The sequence below is a fragment of the Phyllobacterium sp. GQ127 genome (genome assembly GCF_059758635.1).
The window spans coordinates 1-20,178 of sequence record NZ_JCAXDZ010000010.1; the positions used below are offsets into that span (position 1 = coordinate 1).

At 56.2% G+C, this 20,178-nt stretch carries 17 protein-coding genes; 12 read left to right on the forward strand and 5 right to left on the reverse strand.

Annotation, left to right across the window (positions count from 1 at the left end):
• Positions 1 to 64 precede the first annotated feature (64 nt).
• Genes AC6CHM_RS23185 through glcF form a run of 7 tightly spaced genes read left to right on the forward strand, consistent with a single transcriptional unit; the run spans position 65 to position 9,056 of the window.
• Positions 65 to 838 carry a LamB/YcsF family protein gene (locus AC6CHM_RS23185; protein ID WP_498175527.1) on the forward strand — a complete coding sequence of 258 codons (774 nt, stop codon included), beginning with the start codon at positions 65 to 67 and terminating at the stop codon, positions 836 to 838.
• The gene (locus tag AC6CHM_RS23190) at positions 831 to 2,420 is read left to right on the forward strand and encodes a 5-oxoprolinase subunit B/C family protein (RefSeq protein ID WP_498175360.1); all 1,590 of its coding nucleotides are present in this window, start codon (positions 831 to 833) and stop codon (positions 2,418 to 2,420) included. The genes AC6CHM_RS23185 and AC6CHM_RS23190 overlap by 8 nt, the downstream gene beginning before the upstream one ends.
• Complete coding sequence (locus AC6CHM_RS23195) at positions 2,420 to 4,132, forward strand: acetyl/propionyl/methylcrotonyl-CoA carboxylase subunit alpha (RefSeq protein ID WP_498175362.1); 1,713 nt, start codon at positions 2,420 to 2,422, stop codon at positions 4,130 to 4,132. The genes AC6CHM_RS23190 and AC6CHM_RS23195 overlap by 1 nt, the downstream gene beginning before the upstream one ends.
• 15 nt (positions 4,133 to 4,147) lie before the next feature.
• Positions 4,148 to 5,125 carry a lipoyl synthase gene (lipA, locus tag AC6CHM_RS23200; RefSeq protein ID WP_498175364.1) on the forward strand — a complete coding sequence of 326 codons (978 nt, stop codon included), beginning with the start codon at positions 4,148 to 4,150 and terminating at the stop codon, positions 5,123 to 5,125.
• A complete protein-coding gene (locus AC6CHM_RS23205; protein ID WP_498175366.1) occupies positions 5,122 to 6,576 on the forward strand; it encodes an FAD-linked oxidase C-terminal domain-containing protein in 1,455 nt (484 codons plus the stop codon). The genes lipA and AC6CHM_RS23205 overlap by 4 nt, the downstream gene beginning before the upstream one ends.
• Positions 6,573 to 7,730, forward strand: a complete 1,158-nt coding sequence (locus AC6CHM_RS23210) for an FAD-binding protein (protein ID WP_498175368.1) — start codon at positions 6,573 to 6,575, stop codon at positions 7,728 to 7,730. Before AC6CHM_RS23205 ends, AC6CHM_RS23210 begins: the two co-directional genes overlap by 4 nt.
• Entirely contained in the window at positions 7,731 to 9,056 is a 1,326-nt protein-coding gene (gene glcF, locus AC6CHM_RS23215; protein ID WP_498175370.1) for a glycolate oxidase subunit GlcF, read from the forward strand.
• Here the strand turns inward: glcF and bhcR are convergent.
• Positions 9,053 to 9,862 carry an HTH-type transcriptional regulator BhcR gene (bhcR, locus tag AC6CHM_RS23220; protein ID WP_498175372.1) on the reverse strand — a complete coding sequence of 270 codons (810 nt, stop codon included), beginning with the start codon at positions 9,860 to 9,862 and terminating at the stop codon, positions 9,053 to 9,055. The genes glcF and bhcR overlap by 4 nt on opposite strands.
• 187 nt (positions 9,863 to 10,049) lie before the next feature.
• On the opposite strand from bhcR, the gene bhcA reads away from it, so the two are divergent.
• From bhcA to AC6CHM_RS23245, 5 genes are all read left to right on the forward strand, one after another.
• Positions 10,050 to 11,240, forward strand: a complete 1,191-nt coding sequence (bhcA, locus tag AC6CHM_RS23225; protein WP_498175374.1) for an L-aspartate--glyoxylate aminotransferase BhcA — start codon at positions 10,050 to 10,052, stop codon at positions 11,238 to 11,240.
• Positions 11,241 to 11,249: 9 nt separating this feature from the next.
• Complete coding sequence (gene bhcB, locus AC6CHM_RS23230; protein WP_498175376.1) at positions 11,250 to 12,209, forward strand: beta-hydroxyaspartate dehydratase BhcB; 960 nt, start codon at positions 11,250 to 11,252, stop codon at positions 12,207 to 12,209.
• A complete protein-coding gene (gene bhcC / locus AC6CHM_RS23235) occupies positions 12,210 to 13,373 on the forward strand; it encodes a 3-hydroxy-D-aspartate aldolase BhcC (RefSeq protein ID WP_498175378.1) in 1,164 nt (387 codons plus the stop codon).
• 1 nt (position 13,374) lies between these two features.
• Positions 13,375 to 14,340, forward strand: coding sequence for an iminosuccinate reductase BhcD (bhcD, locus tag AC6CHM_RS23240; protein ID WP_498175380.1), 966 nt, complete (start codon positions 13,375 to 13,377; stop codon positions 14,338 to 14,340).
• Between the two features lie 216 nt (positions 14,341 to 14,556).
• On the forward strand, positions 14,557 to 15,180 hold the full coding sequence (locus AC6CHM_RS23245; RefSeq protein ID WP_498175382.1) for a VOC family protein: 624 nt from the start codon (positions 14,557 to 14,559) through the stop codon (positions 15,178 to 15,180).
• A gap of 467 nt (positions 15,181 to 15,647) precedes the next feature.
• On the opposite strand, the gene AC6CHM_RS23250 is transcribed toward AC6CHM_RS23245, so the two are convergent.
• From AC6CHM_RS23250 to AC6CHM_RS23265, 4 genes are all read right to left on the reverse strand, one after another.
• Positions 15,648 to 16,856, reverse strand: a complete 1,209-nt coding sequence (locus AC6CHM_RS23250; RefSeq protein ID WP_498175529.1) for a DUF3422 domain-containing protein — start codon at positions 16,854 to 16,856, stop codon at positions 15,648 to 15,650.
• Between the two features lie 588 nt (positions 16,857 to 17,444).
• Entirely contained in the window at positions 17,445 to 18,341 is an 897-nt protein-coding gene (locus tag AC6CHM_RS23255; RefSeq protein WP_498175384.1) for an alpha/beta hydrolase, read from the reverse strand.
• A 67-nt stretch (positions 18,342 to 18,408) separates the two neighbouring features.
• The gene (locus AC6CHM_RS23260) at positions 18,409 to 19,338 is read right to left on the reverse strand and encodes an electron transfer flavoprotein subunit alpha/FixB family protein (protein ID WP_498175386.1); all 930 of its coding nucleotides are present in this window, start codon (positions 19,336 to 19,338) and stop codon (positions 18,409 to 18,411) included.
• 26 nt (positions 19,339 to 19,364) lie between these two features.
• Positions 19,365 to 20,114, reverse strand: a complete 750-nt coding sequence (locus tag AC6CHM_RS23265) for an electron transfer flavoprotein subunit beta/FixA family protein (protein WP_498175388.1) — start codon at positions 20,112 to 20,114, stop codon at positions 19,365 to 19,367.
• Positions 20,115 to 20,178: the final 64 nt, after the last annotated feature.

Consider the following 20,178-nt stretch of genomic DNA (forward strand, 5'->3'; position numbering starts at 1 on the left):
TCCATTCAGGCTACCTCAAGAATTCATGACGCTCGCCACAAGCGGCAATTGCAGGGAAGGGAATATGGCAAACATCGATCTCAATAGTGATCTTGGGGAGAGCTTCGGTGCCTGGGCAATGGGCGACGATGTATCTATGCTTTCGATCGTCACCAGCGCCAATATTGCCTGCGGCTTTCATGCCGGTGATCCGGCGGGGATCCTGTCCGTGCTGAATGAGGCGGCAAGACAGGGCGTCTCCATCGGCGCCCATATAGGCTATCGCGATCTCGTCGGGTTCGGGCGGCGCAATATGGATCCGTCCAGCGCTGAACTTGTCGGTGATACAATTTATCAGATTGGTGCACTGCAAGGGCTGGCGAAAGCAGCAGGTACGCAAGTGCGCTACGTCAAACCGCATGGTGCGCTTTACAACACCATCGCTTGCGACCCGCGCCAGGCGGCGGACGTGATCGAAGGCATCAGAGCTATCGATCCCTCGCTCGCGTTGATGGCTCTTTCTGGCGCTCCAATTGTCGAACAGGCGCGCGCGGCGGGGCTTGAAGTCATTTGCGAGGTCTTCTCCGACCGCGCCTACAATGCCGACGGCAGTCTCGTCAGTCGTCGCTTCGCCGGCTCGATCATCCACGACCCGCAGACGATCGCCGAGAGAATGCTCAGGCTGGTCGTCGAGGGATATATAACTGCAATCGACGGCACCCAAATCAAGCTTGAAGCGCAGACGATCTGTGTTCACGGAGATACGGAGACGGCAGTAGCAATTGCCACCACCTTACGCAAGGCGTTGGCCGCCAGCGGTATAGACCTCAAGTCTTTCGCAGAGGTCAACCATGAGTGAACAGTTGCGTTTTCTGCCCGCAGGCAGCGACGCGTTCCTCGTCGAACTCAAAGACCTGGAGACGACTCTGACGTTACTCGATCGTCTTCTGGCTGACCGTCCGAAGGGTGTTCTCGAGCTGGTGCCAGCCGCCCGAACGCTGATGGTCCGATTCGATCCCCGTGTGACGAACCGGTCGCTCCTTTACTCTCTTGTCTGCGAACTCAATCTTGACCAGCGCAGTACTCGCACCGGCGAGATGATCGAAATACCGGTCATCTATGATGGCGAAGATCTCCTCGACGTTGCCAAAATTCTTGGCTGGTCGGTCGATGAACTTATCCAACGTCATGGGGATGCCACATATACGGTCGCCTTCACTGGCTTTGCACCCGGGTTTGCCTATATGACGTCGGACGATAAAGATTTCGACGTACCGCGCCGTGAAAGCCCGCGCGTGCGCATTCCCGCAGGCGCGGTGGCCCTCGGGGGAAAATTCGGCGGCATCTATCCTTCAGACAGCCCCGGTGGCTGGCAAATCATCGGCACAACGCCGTTGAAAATGTGGGATAGCGATCGCCCGCGCGCCGCGCTTCTGGCACCGGGCGACCGGGTCCGTTTTCGCAATATCGCCAAGGGAGCGGCAATGCCGGCTGCCACCCTTTCCAAATCTGAAACTGCGCGACCGAAGGGAGACATCGTCATCAGCCGCGCGGATCGTCCAGCGCTTTTTCAGGATCTTGGGCGCCCCGGGCGTGTCGACCAGGGTGTATCTCAATCCGGTGCGCTCGATCGATCTAACCTCATGAAGGCAAATCTTTGCGTCGGCAATCCACGCAATGCCGCAGCACTCGAAGTCACCTTGGGCGGATTTGCCCTTAAGGCTGATCGGCCCGTTACTCTTGCTGTCACAGGAGCGCCTGCCCCGTTAGGTATTCGAACCGCCAGTGGCTGCGTTGTTGAAGCTCCGTTCGGCCGGCCCTTTGCGCTTGACACGGGCGACGAACTGACACTCGGCTTTCCTGCGGAAGGAATGCGCAGCTATATTGCGCTGCGTGGAGGCTTCACAGTCGAAACCGTTCTTGGATCTGCCTCGTGCGATACGCTGGCAAAGATTGGCCCCGCGCCTGTCGCGCTCGGCGACGCGCTCATTCCTGCAAATGCGCCCGCCATTTCCGTCAATCCCTTCCTGAATGACCTTGACCCGCTGCCCAGGGCCGGGGATACGGTAACGCTTGATATTGTCCTTGGCCCGCGCACAGACTGGTTCACGCAAAAAGGCGTTGAGACCCTCACAGCACAGATTTGGCAGGTAACTGCTGAATCAAGCCGTGTTGGCATGCGGCTTTCCGGAACCCAACCGCTCGAGCGGCGCGACGCTGTTGAACTACCCTCGGAGGGCACTGTCCTTGGCGCAATCCAGGTTCCGCACAGCGGCCAACCCGTACTCTTTCTTGCCGACCATCCTTTGACCGGCGGCTATCCGGTGATCGGCGTCGTCGCCGATTATCACCTCGATCTCGCCGGACAAATTCCAATCGGTGCAAACATCAGCTTTAGAGCTGTCGCCCCATTCGAACCGCTCGTCAGGGAAACTAATTGATGAAAAAATTGCTCATCGCCAACCGTGGCGAAATAGCCATCCGCATCATCCGTGCTGCCCGCGACTACGGCGTAACCTCGGTAGCGCTCTATTCAGATGCCGATGCCGATGCGCTGCATGTCGAGCTTGCCGACGAAGCCTACGGGCTTGGTTCAGGTCGCCCGGTCGACACTTATCTGAATATCGAAAAGATCCTGGAGATCGCGGGTCGCGCCGGTGTAGATGCGGTCCATCCCGGTTATGGCTTTCTGTCGGAGCGCGCCGAGTTCGCACGCGCCGTTATTGCAGCAGGCCTGACCTGGATCGGTCCGAAACCTGAAGTCATCGACGCGCTCGGTGACAAAGTCGAGGCCCGCCGCATTGCCGAGAAGGTCGGGGCGCCTCTGGTCAGAGGATCGGATGGACCTCTGGCGACCGCCGAGGAGGCGATCACATTTGCGCGGCAGGCCGGCCTACCGCTTGCGATCAAGGCAGCATTTGGTGGCGGAGGTCGCGGAATGAAGGTCGTCCATCGCATCGAAGACGTGGGCGAATTTTTCGAATCCGCTGTACGCGAGGCCAAGGATGCATTTGGTCGCGGTGAATGCTATGCGGAACAATTCCTGGAAAAGCCACGCCATATCGAGGCACAGGTCATCGCCGACAGCCATGGAAATACGGTCGTTCTCGGCACGCGCGACTGCTCGCTGCAGAGGCGCAATCAGAAACTTGTCGAGGAGGCGCCCGCGCCCTTCATTTCCGACGAGCAACGTACCCGCATTCATGAAGCCGCCATCGCGATCTGTACTGCTGCGGGCTACACCGGTGCCGGCACCGTTGAGTTTCTGCTTTCACAAAATGGCGTTATCTCATTTTTGGAGGTTAACACTCGCCTACAGGTCGAACACCCGGTGACAGAAGAAACAACTGGTGTCGATATTGTCATCGAGCAGCTTCGTATTGCCGATGGCCTTCCGCTTTCAGTCACCGAGACACCTGCGCCCCGCGGCCATACCCTGGAATTCCGTATCAATGCCGAAGATCCGGGGCGCGGATTTTTGCCGACGCCAGGACTGGTCACGCGCTTCCGCGCGCCCTCCGGTCCTGGCATCCGGCTCGATAGTGGCGTGGAGGCTGGATATGAAATTCCGGGCCTTTACGATTCCATGATGGCCAAGTTGATTGTCACCGGCGCGACACGTGAACAAGCACTGGCTCGCGCCCGGCGGGCGCTGGCTGAATTCAGGATCGAGGGCGTCGCCTCCGTGCTTCCTTTCCATCGCGCCGTACTCGAGGAACCGGCATTTACCGGTGAAGACGGATTCAAAGTCTTCACTAATTGGATCGAAACGGAATTTCGCGGCGTCGCGCCTGCTGCGCGCATTGATCCAATCGAGGGCGGGTTGGTGCGTAGCTTCATTGAGATCGACGGCAAGCGTCATGAACTCGGGCTGCCGGCGGCGCTTTTCTCCGCAATCGCAGTGCCAACGCCGTCGTCCGGTTCGGCGACACTGGCGGCAAGCGACGGTGGACTGACCGCACCGATCCCCGGCATTTTGCAAAAATGGAATGTTGAGAACGGGGCGGACGTAACCGAAGGTGAAGCGGTAGCGATAATTGAAGCCATGAAGATGGAAACTCGGGTGCTGGCACCGAAAACCGGCCGCATCAGCATCAAGACCCCTTCAGGCGCGATGGTCGCGCTTGGCGCCGAACTGGCAACGATAGAGTGAGGACAAACAAAACGGATGGTTACGATCTTAGACACAGTTCACTCTGGCGTTGCGCGGCCCCGCCATCCGGAAAAGGCGCATAGGCCGGATACCGAGATGCTGCGCAAGCCAGAATGGATCCGTGTTCGCGCACCGATTTCGAAGGGCTATGCCGAAACCAAAAACATCGTGAGGGAGCACAAACTTGTTACGGTCTGCGAAGAGGCCGGCTGCCCAAATATTGGCGAGTGCTGGGACAAGAAGCACGCGACCTTTATGATCATGGGAGAGATCTGTACGCGCGCCTGCACCTTTTGCAACGTCTCGACCGGCAAACCGAATGCACTGGACATGGCCGAGCCGGCGAATGTCGCAAAAGCCGTCAAGCAGATGGGCCTGTCCCATGTCGTGATCACCTCGGTTGACCGTGACGATCTGGTCGATGGCGGTGCCGGGCATTTCGAAAAAGTCATCTGGGCTATCCGCGCCGCGTCTTCGGCAACCACAATCGAAATCCTGACACCTGACTTCCTGAAGAAGCCGGGTGCACTGGAGAGGGTCGTTGCCGCCAAGCCCGACGTTTTCAATCACAATATAGAAACCGTGCCAGGCAACTATCTGACGGTACGCCCGGGCGCGCGCTATTTCCACTCGATCCGGCTTTTGCAGCGAGTCAAGGAATTGGATCCGAGCATGTTCACCAAGTCCGGCATTATGGTCGGCCTTGGGGAAGAGCGCAACGAAGTGCTGCAACTGATGGACGACCTGCGAACCGCCGACGTCGATTTCCTGACGATCGGCCAGTACCTGCAGCCCACTCGCAAACACCACAAGGTCGAAAAATTCGTGACGCCGGAGGAATTCAAGTCCTATGAGACCATAGCCTACACTAAGGGTTTCCTGATGGTCGCATCCAGCCCGCTCACCCGCTCGTCGCACCACGCCGGTGATGATTTCGCACGGCTCCGTGCGGCGCGCGACAAAATCAGGCGGACACATGAAGGAACAAGATGACAACGATCTCCATGCCTGAGCCCTGTGCCGATATTTTGGCGAGATCGGCGCAGATCGTTGCTGCGCTCAACGCCGCCTTGCCCGACGACAGCGTAATTTCAGATCCACAGGAGACGCGGGCATACGAATGTGACGCGCTGACCGCCTATCGGTGCCCACCGCTTGCAGTTGTGTTACCGCGCTGTACCGAGGAAGTCGCGACGGCGATGCGTGTCTGCTATGAGCACCGTGTGCCTGTCGTACCTCGCGGGGCGGGCACATCGTTGGCCGGCGGTGCTTTGCCGACGGCAGACAGTGTCGTTATCAGCACTATCCGTTTACGGGAGATCATAGAAGTCGACACGGCAAACCGGTTTATCCGGGTTCAGACCGGCGTAACCAATCTCGCCGTGACCGGCGAACTGGACGCAGAGGGATTCTTTTATGCGCCAGATCCTTCGTCTCAACTCGCCTGTACGATTGCAGGCAATATTGCGATGAATTCGGGGGGCGCCCATTGCCTGAAATACGGGGTGACGACAAATAACCTGATGGGTATTCGCATGGTGCTGACGGACGGTGAGGTCGTTGATGTTGGTGGACCATTATTGGGCACCCTGGGACTGGATATCCTTGGGCTCCTGTGCGGATCGGAAGGTCAACTCGCCATTATCACGGAAGCGACCTTGAAAATCGTTCCCAAACCTGAGGGCGCTCGACCGATGCTGATCGGCTTCGACAGCGCAGAAGTTGCTGGCGAATGTGTGGCACGTATCATCCGCTCCGGTCTGTTGCCGGTGGCGATCGAATATATGGATGATGTCTGCCTGCGCGCTGTTGAGGCATTCGCCAAAGCTGGATATCCCGCGTGCGCTGCAGTTTTGATCGTTGAGGTGGAAGGCTCCGAAGCTGAAATCAGCGATCAAACGGACCGTATTCGCGCAATATCCGAAGAGTTGGAAGCTGTGGAATTTCGCAGCAGCCAAACTGCCGAAGAATCCTTGGCCATCTGGAAGGGTCGTAAGTCTGCATTCGGCGCGATGGGACGTCTCGGAGACTACCTTTGTCTCGATGGAACCGTGCCTGTCACGAAACTCCCCTATACATTGAAACGCATTGGAGAACTTTCCAGGCAATATGGTCTGGAGGTCGCCAACGTATTTCATGCCGGAGACGGCAATATGCACCCGCTCATTCTTTTTAACGCCAACGTCAACGGTGAACTGGAACGCGCTGAAAACTTCGGGGCTGATATTCTTCGCCTTTGTGTTGACGTTGGTGGTTGCCTGACCGGTGAGCACGGGGTGGGCATCGAAAAGCGCGACCTGATGACCGAACAATACAACGCGATGGATCTGGATATCCAGATGGAGATCAAGGAGGTCTTCGATCCAGCGTGGCTGTTGAACCCGGCCAAAGTTTTCCCTCTCGAAGTGAGTGAGCCTTACCGGAAAAGGGCTCGAGAAAGATGATAACCAGCAACATGCTTGCCTCTCTCTCGACCACTGTCGCTCCGGCATCCGAAGTCGAACTCGCCGCTTACCTTCTGGAAGCCTCCGCAACCGCAACACCGCTTTACGTCACAGGCGGCGGCACACGTCTGAAACCGTTGTTTCCGTCGCAGACCGCCACGTTGACGACAAGCGGGCTCAGCGGGATCGTTACCTATGAACCAGGCGCAATGACGCTGATTGCCCGTGCCGGTACTCCAATGGAGGAAATAGAGGCAGCGCTTGCGACCGAAGGACAGCAATTGGCATTCGAGCCAATGGATCTTCGCACTGTCCTTCACACTTGCGGCTCTCCATCCATTGGCGGCATGGTCGCGACCAACGCTTCGGGTCCTCGGCGCATCTTGGCAGGCGCGTGCAGAGATCATTTGCTCGGCGTTCGCTTCGTTGATGGCCAGGGCCGCATTATCAAGAATGGCGGCCGGGTGATGAAGAATGTCACCGGCCTGGATCTTGGAAAACTGCTTTGTGGTTCCTTTGGTACATTGGGCATTTTAACAGAAGTGGCCATTAAAACCCTGCCTGCATCCGAAAGCGAGCTATCAATTGGTCTCGGCAACGTATCCCTTGCAGAAGCGAGCAGGATTTTTCAGATTGCGCTTGCCACTCCGTTCGAGATATCCGGCGCCGTCTTCCGGTCTGGTACCGCTTGGCTCCGGATTGAAGGCCGCTTGAAGCAAGTCGAATACAGGCGTGAGAAGATATTAGCCCTGCTCCGTTCCCACCAAGACATTGATGTTCTCTATGGTTCTCAAAGCAAAGCTCTTTGGCGCGAGCTGCGGGACGTGCACCACCTTGCTCAATCGCAACTGGCGCTGTGGCGAATCCTGGTAAAGCCCACAGATGCGCCCGAAGTCGCTTCGGCGCTGGAGGCGATTGGAGGAACTGTATCGCTCGATTGGGGTGGCGGGTTGATCTGGTATGCAGGCGATGCGGATTCCCTAAAGGTTCGCAAAGCCTCAGGCACGGGTCGGGCCTTGCTGGTGCGGAATCACTCGTCGCGAACCGGTTCTATATTCCCCCCAGAGGCCTCTGCGGTTGCCCGGCTTTCAGACGCGCTACGCAAACGCTTCGATCCTGCTGGAATTTTAAACCCTGGTTTGATGGACAGCTAGATGCAAACGAATTTCAATGAGGTTCAGCTTTCAGACCCCGACACGCAAACTTCAAACGAGATTCTGCGTTCCTGCGTCCATTGCGGCTTTTGCACCGCGACTTGCCCAACATACCAGATTCTGGGTGATGAGCTTGATAGTCCACGTGGACGGATCTATCTCATCAAGGACATGTTGGAGAACGACAAGGTTCCCGACGAGGCAACTGTTCGGCATATAGACCGCTGCCTCAGCTGCCTCAGTTGTATGACCACATGCCCTTCAGGCGTCAACTACATGCATCTCGTCGATCACGCGCGCGATTACATCGAGAAGAAATATACGCGCCGGTGGGACGATCGCTTGCTGCGCTGGTTGCTGACCCGCGTCTTGCCCTATCCCAAACGGTTCCGCCTGGCTTTGTCCGCCGCCAGATTGGCACGTCCGATAAGGATGCTCATTCCTGATATCCGCTTGCGGGCAATGCTCGAGATGGCGCCAGTGAAGGTTCCAAAAACCAGCAAGAATGACAGGCCGCAAACCTTTCCTGCGAACGGCACCAAGCGCAAACGCGTGGCCCTTCTGACTGGCTGCGCGCAACGTGCGCTGAATACCGATATCAACGATGCAACAATCCGGATCCTTACACGACACGGATGCGAGGTGGTCATCCCTAAAGGTATGGGCTGCTGCGGCGCGCTTACCCACCACATGGGCAAAGCACATGAAAGTCATGCCATGGCTCGGTCAAACATCCGCGCCTTGACCCGCGAGATCAATGGAGCAGGGCTCGACGCCATTGTTATCAACACGTCGGGTTGCGGAACCACTGTCAAGGACTACAGCCACATGTTCCGCAATGATCCGATGGCAGCCGATGCACAAAACGTCGCCGCACTTGCCAGCGATGTGACAGAATTCATTGCCCGCATAGGGCTTCATGACCCTGTCTATGCTGAGCCGCTTCGCGTGGCCTACCATGCTGCCTGTTCTTTGCAACATGGTCAGGGAATTCGCACGCAGCCGAAAGATCTCCTCAAATCTGCTGGTTTCGCGGTGGTCGAACCGCGTGATTCCCATATCTGTTGCGGCTCTGCAGGCACATATAATCTGATGCAGCCGGTGATATCGAAGCAATTGCAAGCACGCAAAGTCAACAGCATTGAAGCTGTTGGGCCGCAAGTTATCAGCACCGGCAATATTGGCTGTATGATGCAGATCGGTTCTGCCACGGATGTCCCCATCGTCCATACCGTCGAACTGCTCGATTGGGCCACGGGAGGCCCGAAGCCACGCAGCCTCCTTTTGAAATCACCTGTTCAAGTGGCTGCAAAAGTCGCGAGCTAGGCACCCCCCAACCTGCGGGAGACGGTCTTTGCCGCTTCGGCGACGCGCTCCCCAAGCTTGCGGATTAACCTGTCGGGCATTCGATGGGTGGGCCCCGACACAGATATGCCGGCCACGGCTTCGCTATGAACGTTCAAGATCGGCGCGGCGACGCAACGCATTCCCTTCGTCCGCTCCTCATCGTCGAAAGCGTATCCGCGCTCCCGGCTGGCGAGCAACTCCTGTTTGAGTTGGGTGACTGAGCGCAATGTGTTTTCGGTGAAGCTTGCTAAGGCAGAGTTTTTAAACAAAGACGCCAACCGGTCATGGTCATAGGTACTGAGCAATGCCTTTCCTATCCCGGATGCATGAAGAGGGGACAAAGTTCCTGGCGGAAAAAAAGCCCGTATCGATTCGTGCGTTTCGACTTGGCTGATGAAAAGAACATGCCCGTCCTTCTCAATCCCGAGGTTCGAGGTTTCGCCCGTTTCAATCATCAGCTCGCGCATGATAGGACGGCTTCGTTCAACGACGTTGGAGCGACGCAGAAATGCTGCTCCCGTCCGGTAGGCTTCCGGTCCAATGAACCAGACTTGCCGATCGGGACTGATCTCGACGAACGCGCGCCGTTCGAGTGTGGCCAAAACTCGATGCATCGTCGCCGGCGATTGATCGAGATGGGCTGAAAGTTCTGATAGTGTCATGCCCTCTGGTGAAGCCAGGGCCTCCAGCACGTCCAGAGCTCGATCGAGCGACTGTATGAAGCTTTGCGACTGCGGTTCATTGAAGGACTTGGGGCGCCCTCGACGTCTGTTTGTACTATCCATCTAAGGTTCTCGCTCCCAGTCAAAAACATGGTGACCTGAAAAATACTTTCGCACAACAAAAAAATCTAAGCTCCTGATAAATAAGCATTATAGTAACTTTAGACCAATATTGAAAAATATTTTCAAAAAAATATACCTTGGTTTCAGCTCGTGTTATTTAGTCTGAAAGCATAAAAGGAGACATCCCATGTACGGACAAAATCCGGTCTTCATTCCCGGTCCAACCAATATGCCGGAGATATTGCGTAAGGCGGCGGATATGCCGACCATAGATCATCGCTCATCGATGTTCGCGGAGATTCTTCAACCTGCACTGGCGGGTGTCAAACAAATTCTGAAGACTGACGCTGCTTCCATTTTTGTATTTCCTGCGACCGGCACCGGTGGGTGGGAGACGGCAATCACCAACACGCTGAGCCCAGGCGATCGTGTAGTGGCAGGTCGATATGGCATGTTCAGCCATCGTTGGATCGATATGTGCCGGCGCCATCAGCTGAAAGTCGATGCTGTCGAGGTATCATGGCACGAAGGGGTCCCGTTGGCGCGATATGAGGAAATCCTTAATGCCGACAAGGCCCACGAGATCAGAGCGGTTCTCGTGACCCACAATGAGACGGCGACGGGCGTTAAATCGGATATTGCAGCAGTGCGGCGTCTCCTTGATCGCGCCAAACATCCAGCACTGCTGCTGGTCGATGGTGTTAGTTCGATTGCGTCCATGGATTTCCGAATGGATGAGTGGGGCGTCGATGTCGCCGTAACAGGATCCCAGAAGGGTTTCATGTTACCCGTTGGTCTAGCGATCACCGCTTTTTCACCCAAGGCAATGGCAGCACTGGAAACTGCAACGCTTCCGCGAACCTTTTTTGATGTTCGCGATATGGCCAAGGGCTATTCGGTTAACGGCTATCCCTACACGCCATCAGTCGGTCTTTTGAATGCTCTCAAGGTTTCTACGGAACTCCTGCTTCGAGAAGGCCTTGAAAATGTGTTTGCCCGCCATAAACGCATCGCATCGGGCGTGCGCGCTGCGGTTCGGGCCTGGGGTCTGGAACTTTGCGCAGCGCAAGAAGACCTTTACTCCGACACCGTCAGCGCGGTTCAAACACCTGCCGGTTTTGATGCTTCCCTTTTTGTCACGCATGCTGCGACAAAGTACGACGTCGCATTTGGTGCGGGCCTGGGTGACGTCGTCGGCAAAGTGTTTCGTATCGGCCATGTCGGCAGCATGACCGATGTGATGGCGCTATCCGGCATTGCCACAGCTGAAATGGTCATGGCCGATCTTGGCCTGAACATCAAGCTCGGCTGTGGCGTTGGCGCGGCACAAGATGTCTATCGCAATACCCAGACGTCATCATTCCGCTTTGTCGTTTGAGGGTTCATTATGCTTATCCCCACGATTTCTGACATGTTTGAAGCCCAGGAACGCATCAGGCCACACATTCATCGCACGCCCGTTCTCACGTCGACATTCATCGACGGGCTTGTCGGCGCCAACTTGTTTTTTAAATGCGAGAACTTGCAGAAAGCCGGTGCGTTCAAAGCGCGCGGCGCTTCAAACTCGGTCTTTGGCCTCAGCGATGAGCAAGCGGCGAGGGGCGTTGCCACCCATTCGTCCGGCAATCATGGTTCCTGCCTTTCCTACGCAGCGGGCCGCCGGGGAATTCCATGTACCGTCGTGATGCCGCGGACGGCGCCCCAAGCCAAAAAAGACGCAGTGCGTGGTTATGGCGGCAAGATTATTGAGTGCGAGCCTTCGACAACCTCTCGCGAGGCGACGTTCGCCAAAGTCCTCGCCGAAACCGGTGCCGAATTCGTTCATCCCTATAACGACCCCCGCGTTATCGCCGGCCAAGCGACTTGCTCCAAGGAACTGATAGAGCAGGTCGCTCACCTGGATTCAGTTATAGCGCCCATCGGTGGTGGCGGGATGGTATCCGGCACGTGTCTGACGCTGTCGAAACTTGCACCAGATGTAGAGATATATGCCGCCGAACCGGAGCAAGCAGACGATGCCTATCGCAGCTTCAAAGCCGGTCACATCATCGTCGACGATGCGCCAAACACCGTTGCCGATGGCCTAAAGGTTCCGCTCAAAGATCTGACCTGGCATTTCGTAAAGAACAACGTGAGCGACATCCTCACCGCGTCGGAGGCCGAGATCATCGACGCCATGAAGCTCATCTGGAAGCGCATGAAGATTGTTATTGAACCATCGAGCGCCGTGCCGCTCGCTACGATCCTGAAGAACAACCATCTTTTCGCAGGCAAGAGCGTAGGCGTCATCATCACGGGCGGCAATGTCGACCTTGACACATTGCCCTGGCAACAAGGGAGAGATTAAATGAACATGCAAACAAACCTGACCGATCTGCAGGTTGGCTATGATGTGCCGGCTTTGCCTGGCATGAGCGTCGAAGATATTCAGACGCCGTGCCTGGTCCTCGACCTTGATGCGCTCGAGCGGAACATACGGAAAATGGGTGAGTATGCCAAGACCCATAACATGCGCCACCGCGCCCATGGCAAGATGCACAAGTCCGTTGACGTCATGCGCCTCCAAGAGAAATTGGGTGGGGCTGTCGGTGTTTGCTGCCAGAAGGTTTCTGAAGCAGAGGTGTTCGTCAGAGGTGGCATCAAGGACGTTCTGGTTTCAAATCAAGTGCGCGATCCGCGGAAGATTGATCGGCTTGCTCAACTACCTATGCAGGGCGCAAAGATTATCGTGTGCATCGACGATCTTGAAAATGTGGCCGAACTGTCGGCAGCGACCCAGAAGCATGGCACATGTCTGGATTGCTTCGTTGAAATTGATTGCGGTGCCGGACGATGTGGTGTCAACACAAGTTCGGCGGTTGTTGCCCTCGCCAAAGCCATTGCTACTGCTCCTGGCCTTAGATTTGCTGGCATCCAGGCCTATCAAGGTGCAATGCAGCACATCGATAGTTACGAGAGCCGGAAATCCATGCTCGATGCGGCTATCGCACAGGTCAAAGATGCCGTTGATGCCTTGAAAGACACCGGGCTGGAACCTGAACTTGTTAGCGGTGGAGGAACCGGCAGCTACTATTTTGAAAGCAGTTCCGGCGTCTACAACGAGTTGCAGTGCGGAAGCTATGCCTTTATGGATGCCGATTACGGCCGTATCCAGGACAAGGATGGTAAAAGGATCGATCAGGGCGAATGGGAAAACGCGCTTTTCCTCCTGACAACCGTAATGAGCCACGTCAAGGCCGACAAGGCAATTTGCGATGCCGGTCTCAAGGCGCAGTCCGTCGACTCTGGCCTGCCCTTTGTCTATGGTCGCACTGATGTCAGATATGTCAAATGCTCCGACGAACATGGCGTGATTGAAGATCCGCTTGGCGTCCTGAAGATAAACGAGAAACTTCGTCTGGTTCCCGGTCACTGCGATCCGACCTGCAATATCCATGATTGGTATGTCGGCATCCGCAACGGGAAGGTCGAAACTCTTTGGCCAATCTCGGCCAGAGGCAAGGCGTATTGAAATGATTATTGTTCCGGAACGTGCAATTGCGGGCCTGATCAGTTCTGAGCAATGCTTCACCGCGGTCGAACACGTATTCGCCGCTATGGCGAGAAAGTCGGCCTATAATTTCCCTGTTGTACGGGAAGCTATAGGTTATGCGGACGCACTCTATGGTTTCAAATCAGGTTTCGACGGGGAGGGTCTTGTTCTTGGCTTGAAATCGGGAGGATTTTGGCCGCACAATGCGCAAAAGGGGCTGACCAATCACCAGTCAACAATATTCCTTTTCGACGCGGACACAGGGCAATGTCGCGCCGTAGTCGGTGGCAATCTTCTGACTGCGCTTCGCACCGCCGCGGCCTCCGCGATTTCGATCAAATACCTCGCTCGTCAAGATGCAAAAGTCCTCGGCATGATTGGCGCTGGCCATCAATCGACGTTCCAGCTCCGGGCTGCCGTTCGGCAGAGGGCCTTCGAAAAGGTTATCGCCTGGAACTATCACCCGGAAATGCTGAGCCGCCTTGAGGAAGTCACCAGAGAGATTGGTTTGCCTTTCGAAGTCGTGGACCTTGACCGGTTGGGCGCGGAGGCTGACGTGATCATATCGATTACTTCGTCGTTCGGCCCGATCTTGAAGGCGTCGCAGGTCAGGCCAGGCACCCATCTGGCCTGCATGGGGACTGACACCAAGGGCAAGCAGGAACTGGAAGCAAAGCTCGTTGCCGCATCCGCGATCTTTACCGACGAAGTATCCCAGGCAATATTGATTGGCGAGTGCCAGCATGCTATTGCCGAGGGCTTCATTGCAGCGGAAGATATAGTTCAGATTGGCGCGGTCATTGCGGGTGATGTACCAGGCCGCCAATCGTCTGAGGAGATTACCCTGTTTGACGGCACTGGGGTCGGACTGCAGGATCTCGCCGTGGCGTCAGCCGTTGTAGACTTGGCCGTTTCGAAGGGGGTAGCCATTGAGGTCGATTTCTAACCGGTGCACGGTCGTTGTAGGGCGAACCTTGCCGTCAACAATAAAAGCGGATTGCAACCATGGGTGGTGGTGTCGGCACTCCGCCAAACTTGCCCTGTGCTGGCTCCCGTTGCCGCAATACGGATCGCTTTATAAAGCGGCATCAAATCGTTTAGTGTCGGACCGACTGCTTTCCAATTTTATGTTCATGGCAAAACCAAGGAAGGAAGGTTTTTGATGAGCAAGGGACTCCCCGGATTTCATGGTGTTGACCACATCGGTATTACCGTGCCAAATCTCGACGAGGCAGTTGCCTTCTTCTGCGATGTCATCGGATGCGAACTCGTCTATTGCACCGGCGCGTTCGGGGACGACGAAGGCACGTTCATGCAGGACCAACTCAATGTTCACCCACGGGCGCAAATTCGCGGCGTTGCGTTCCTGCGATGCTGGAATAACTCGAACTTCGAGTTGTTCGAGTACGATTCTCCTGACCGGGTCGATACACTGCCAAAAAACAGTGACGCCGGTGGTCATCACCTGGCATTCTACGTCGAAGATATCGAAAAGGCCGTCGAGCATCTTCGCCGCCACAATGTTCGCGTTCTTGGAAAGCCGGTTGTAGAAACAGAAGGAGCCGACCGGGGTGTTATCTGGCTCTACTTCATGGCGCCTTGGGGACTCCAGTTGGAACTCCTGACCTACCCGAATGGGAAAGCTTATGAAGCGGATACTGAGGCCCGGCTTTGGGATCCGCGCGCACGTTTGATACGCAGAATGACATGTTCGTCGAGCGGAAGACTCCGCTCATTCGTGATGCAGAGGATGCACTCATGCCAACCGACTCGCGGAAAAGCGTAGATCAAGTAGAAGATCTTTTGAGGCATTACAGGCCGATCGCCCTCCGCGCGATTCTAGCCGCGCACAGTATTTTAGCGCCAAAACTTGCAGTGTCACCTCGGCAACGCGAATTTTACCCGCATCCGGATTTTCCCGGTTTCGACGAAAAGGACGAGTAACTGAGACAAATGATCTAAGAGTTCGGCGCTGGAATAAAGGCTATTTTTGGACCGTATAAAACCTCCCAGTTTAAATGCATTTTGGTCCAGGCTTGTTTGCCCGGGATGCGTCTTGAAATTCACGTCGCAATTGAAATCCTGCGAACCTTGGTGCCAGATCAAGCCAGCACTCCTTATAGTCCAGTTGACTGGAAGTTCAGGGTAAGTCCTTGCTAACCTCGCCGATTGCTTGAACTCGCGCTCTTTTCAAAAGGACGGGTCTGCCAGACGAAGCCTGCCTCTCCACAAAAGCCTCGGCAATTGCCATCGTCAATCGCCAGATTCCAACGCGTGCTTGACACGGAGCACGGTGACGCAGACGGCGACAACAACGACTGGAATCGAAACCAGCATTACCATCGGGCCAACATGGTAGCCCGCATGTTCGACGGTCTCGAAAACGATCTTGAGCAGACTTAACAAATAATAGCTGATTGCGATGATCGAAAAGCCTTCCACGGCACGCTGAATTTTTACCTGTGTGGCGGCCCGATCGGCTGTGACCTTAATCTGGACGGCGTTTTGATATTCGATTTCGACCTGGATTCGAGTCTGCAGCAAATCGATCAGGTGCATCGTGGCATGCGACAACTGCTCCAGCCGCACAGCTGTTGCTGCGCACGTTCTGACGGCGGGTCTGAAGCGCCGGGCAACGAAGATACCGAAACGCTGGAACCCCGGGACATGAGTCTCCCGAAGCTCTGCAATCCGCTCTTCAACAATTTTCGAGTATGCAGCAGTTGCGCCGAACCGGTTCCGAGTTTCCGCGGTCGCGGAGATGATCTGAGCCGAAAGCTCGGAAATATCGTCGAGCAATTGTCTGTGCTTATCAGTCGGCGTGGTTCGATTGCGATCCGTGAGCTCGATCAGTCTTGCATCGAATAACCCGAGGATCGGCGCAAGTCGCCGGGCCTCAGGTAGTCCAAGCAGGGCCATCGACCGGTATGTCTCGATTTCATAGATCCGCCGCACCATGCGTCCCAAGCGATAGGCGTTCAAGTTCGTGTTAAAGAGGATCACTCGGCTCGTCTGGCCACGCCACACTCGAAAGTCGGAACAGACCTGCGCGGCACCACCGCCAATCGACGATGCAGCGGTGTCCTGAAAGCCTAGTGCATTCAATACCGGTCCAAGTTCGCTTGGCGCTGGTCCGCAGACGAGCACGCCAATCCGGCATATGAGCTTAGGCGACGAGATTCCGGCAAGCTCTGCGGCGTCTTTTACCGACAAATGAGATTCCGGCCATTCCTGAGCGTCCGTGTCGAGCATTGTCACGCGGGTGACAGTGACAAACTCTGTATGACGTTCCACCTGGGTTCGAACGTTCACAGTTTGCTGCGGATTTTCATCCAACAGAAGCCCGTTGCCATGATGTTGCATAGAAAGTGCAGGCAGCATTGCAATGTGTTCCACATATGCGGGACCGATGAAGTAGATTGAGGGTCGCGCATGGAGCTCAGCATTGAAATCTTGCGACATTAAATGGCCGATGTTCGATTTATCCGTTACTGACTGCATAGCAAGACAGACCATCGATAGCTACGTTGAAAACGTCTTGCGACACCGTGTCTCTTCAGCGCTGACGTCTACCGTTGTGCTCTCGCAGCCTTCTCATTTTACTTGAAATCCGGCAGACACACTTAGACGATGGCGCAATCCGCAACCTCCTCGGCGGTACAGAGATGGATTCCTGGCTCCTTCGGTGACCTAGGAAAGGCACTCAAACAATGCCCGCGTCCGAGGTCATCTATTTGTGAAACGCCTGAATATCCGTAAGCATAGCCGGTACCGGGACAAATCGCGTTCGAGAATGCGTTTATTACTTCGCGGCCTGATATGCTCTAAGATGCTTAGTCTACGTACTCCGGGAACTGAAATCCGGACGGCAAGAATCAGCGCTTCTGGTGTTCAGCAAACCCGCCGGCCATGATGGTCATCCCGTCGAACAGCAGACCGTCTATCGTCCCACCCGCCGTTGCATTTGAAATAGAACCCACAGTTATAAGTTTTCTTCACCGCACAACCTCCACTTCGTTCTCCCTTACGGAACACGGCTTGAGCGCAAATTTACTTGGCGCTTAACTTTTCAACGAACCATTCCGCAGCAACCCGGCTCGATCTGTCGAACAGCGTTGTGTAGGGGGCGAAGTGACCACCGGGAAGGATTTCCAATGTTTTTGGCTCCTCGGCGCGGTCGAATGCGTCCAAGGCGAGATCGGTCGGTGTGAGGTGGTCATCTTCCGCGACAATCATCAGCAGCGGAGTTGGACTGATCAACCGCACGAACGATCCTGGCTCATTTTGCCTTGCGAGCTCGAGGCTTCTTAAGGTCACCTTCGCATTCCAATTAGGAGCCATAATCGCCGAAACTGTAAAATACTCATGACTATCCACTCCCGGGAGCGCACAAGGTTCGCCTTGGTCGCTTGTTACCACGTCGACAAGTGCGCCTTTATGACCTAGGACCCTATTCCTGCGATCGTCTGCTAACTTCGACCTGAGTATGACCGCTTGCGGTGTTTGTGTCCTGCGCACTGCCACTTTCGATCCGCTGATAGTGGGCACTTGCGCGACGACTGCCTTTACACGTCGATCTTGCGAGGCAACTACCAGGACGTGGCCACCGCTGTAACTCGTTCCCCATATACCGATCCGCTCCGGGTCCGGCCCATCCATCGTTTGAACAAATGTGATAGCATCGCGATAGCCGCGCCGCTGGCGCTCGGGATCCACCTCGAACCTCGGCTCCCCTTGGCTATCGCCAAAGCAGGCATGGTCATAGACGAGCACTCCAAGTCCGTGAGCGGCGAACACTTCGGCATAGCGATCGAGATATTGTTCTTTTACTGCCGAGAATCCATGGGTAAGGATCACGGTCGGAAAGGGCGATGCGCTCTTGCTCGGTCCGTAGAACCAGCCTCGCAGTTTGCTGCCTTCCGACCAAAAGGCCACATCAGTTCGCATCAATTTCATTTCCTCTTTGGTCTAAAGCGCAATCAAGCGACTTGCGGAGAGGGGGTGCACACTGTCCTTAAAGAGATTTTTCCAATTCCGGCAGGATTTCGAAGAGGTCTCCGACGAGGCCGTAGTCTGCGACCTGAAAAATCGGAGCTTCCTCGTCCTTGTTGATGGCGACGATGACTTTACTGTCCTTCATGCCGGCCAGATGCTGGATGGCGCCGGAAATGCCAACCGCGATGTAGAGCTGCGGGGCGACGACCTTGCCGGTCTGGCCGACCTGCCAATCGTTCGGGGCATAATCTGCATCGACCGCGGCGCGCGATGCGCCGACGGCGGCACCGAGCTTGTCGGCCACCGGCAGGATGATCTGGCTGAACTTCTCCGCCGAACCGAGCGCCCGGCCGCCGGAGATGATGATCTTGGCCGATGTCAATTCCGGACGGTCCGACGAGGACAGCGCGTCCTTGACGAAGGTCGAAAGGCCGGGATTGGCTGCCGCCGAGATGCTTTCAACCGAAGCCGAGCCGCCGTCAGCGGCAGCAGCAAATGAGGCCGTGCGCACGGTGATCACCTTTTTGGCCTCGCTCGACTGGACCGTCTGGATGGCATTGCCGGCATAGATTGGCCGCTTGAACGTGTCGACCGAGATCACCTCGGTAATTTCCGAGATCTGGGCAATATCCAAGAGTGCTGCGACGCGCGGAAGCACGTTCTTGCCGGTCGAGGTGGCGGCCGAGATGATGGTGTCGTAGGAACCGGCCAGCGATACGATCAGGGCTGCCAGTGGCTCGGCGAGGTTGTTGGCAAGGTCGTCGCTGTCGGCAAGCAGTACCTTGGAAACGTCGGAAAGTTTGGCAGCTGCGTCAGCCGCAGCCTTTGCGCCCTTGCCGGCGACCAGCACATGCACGTCGCCGCCAATCTTGGAAGCAGCCGTCAGTGTCTTGACGGTCTGGTCGGACAAGCTTGCATTGTCGTGATCAGCCAGAAGAAGAATGCCCATGGTGTTAGTCTCCTTTTCCTGGACCTTTAAAGCACGCCGGCTTCGTTTTTCAGCTTGTCGACCAGTTCAGCCACCGTCTTGACCTTGATGCCGGCCTTGCGGCCCGAGGGCTCCTCGGTCTTCAGCACCTTCAGCCGTGCCGTCGTATCGACGCCGAAATCGGCGGGCGTCTTCTTGTCGAGCGGCTTCTTCTTGGCCTTCATGATGTTGGGCAGCGAGGCATAGCGCGGCTCGTTCAATCTGAGGTCAGTGGTGACAACGGCCGGCAGCTTGATCTCGATGGTCTGCAGACCGCCGTCGACTTCGCGGGTGACTTGAGCCTTGCCGTCGCCGATCTCGACCTTGGAGGCAAAGGTGCCCTGCGCCCAGCCGAGCAGGGCCGACAGCATCTGGCCGGTCTGGTTCGAATCGTCATCGATCGCCTGCTTGCCGACGATGATCAGCCCGGGCTGTTCTGCCTCGGCGACACCCTTGATGATCTTGGCGACGGCGAGCGGCTCGACCGCATCGTCGGCCTCGACCAGGATCGCCCGGTCGGCACCCATGGCCAGCGCCGTGCGCAGCGTTTCCTCGGCCTTGGCCGGGCCGACCGAGACGACGACGACTTCGTCCGCCTTTCCGGCTTCCCTCAGCCGCAATGCCTCTTCGACGGAAATCTCGTCGAACGGGTTCATCGACATCTTCACATTTGCAAGCTCAACACCGGAACCATCCGGCCTCACGCGGATCTTCACGTTGTAATCAACAACCCGCTTTACGGTGACCAGAATTTTCAACGTTGCAATCCTCCAAATACCGCGTTCAGGGCTGAACGTGGCGATAGGCCGTGTTATCGGTGCG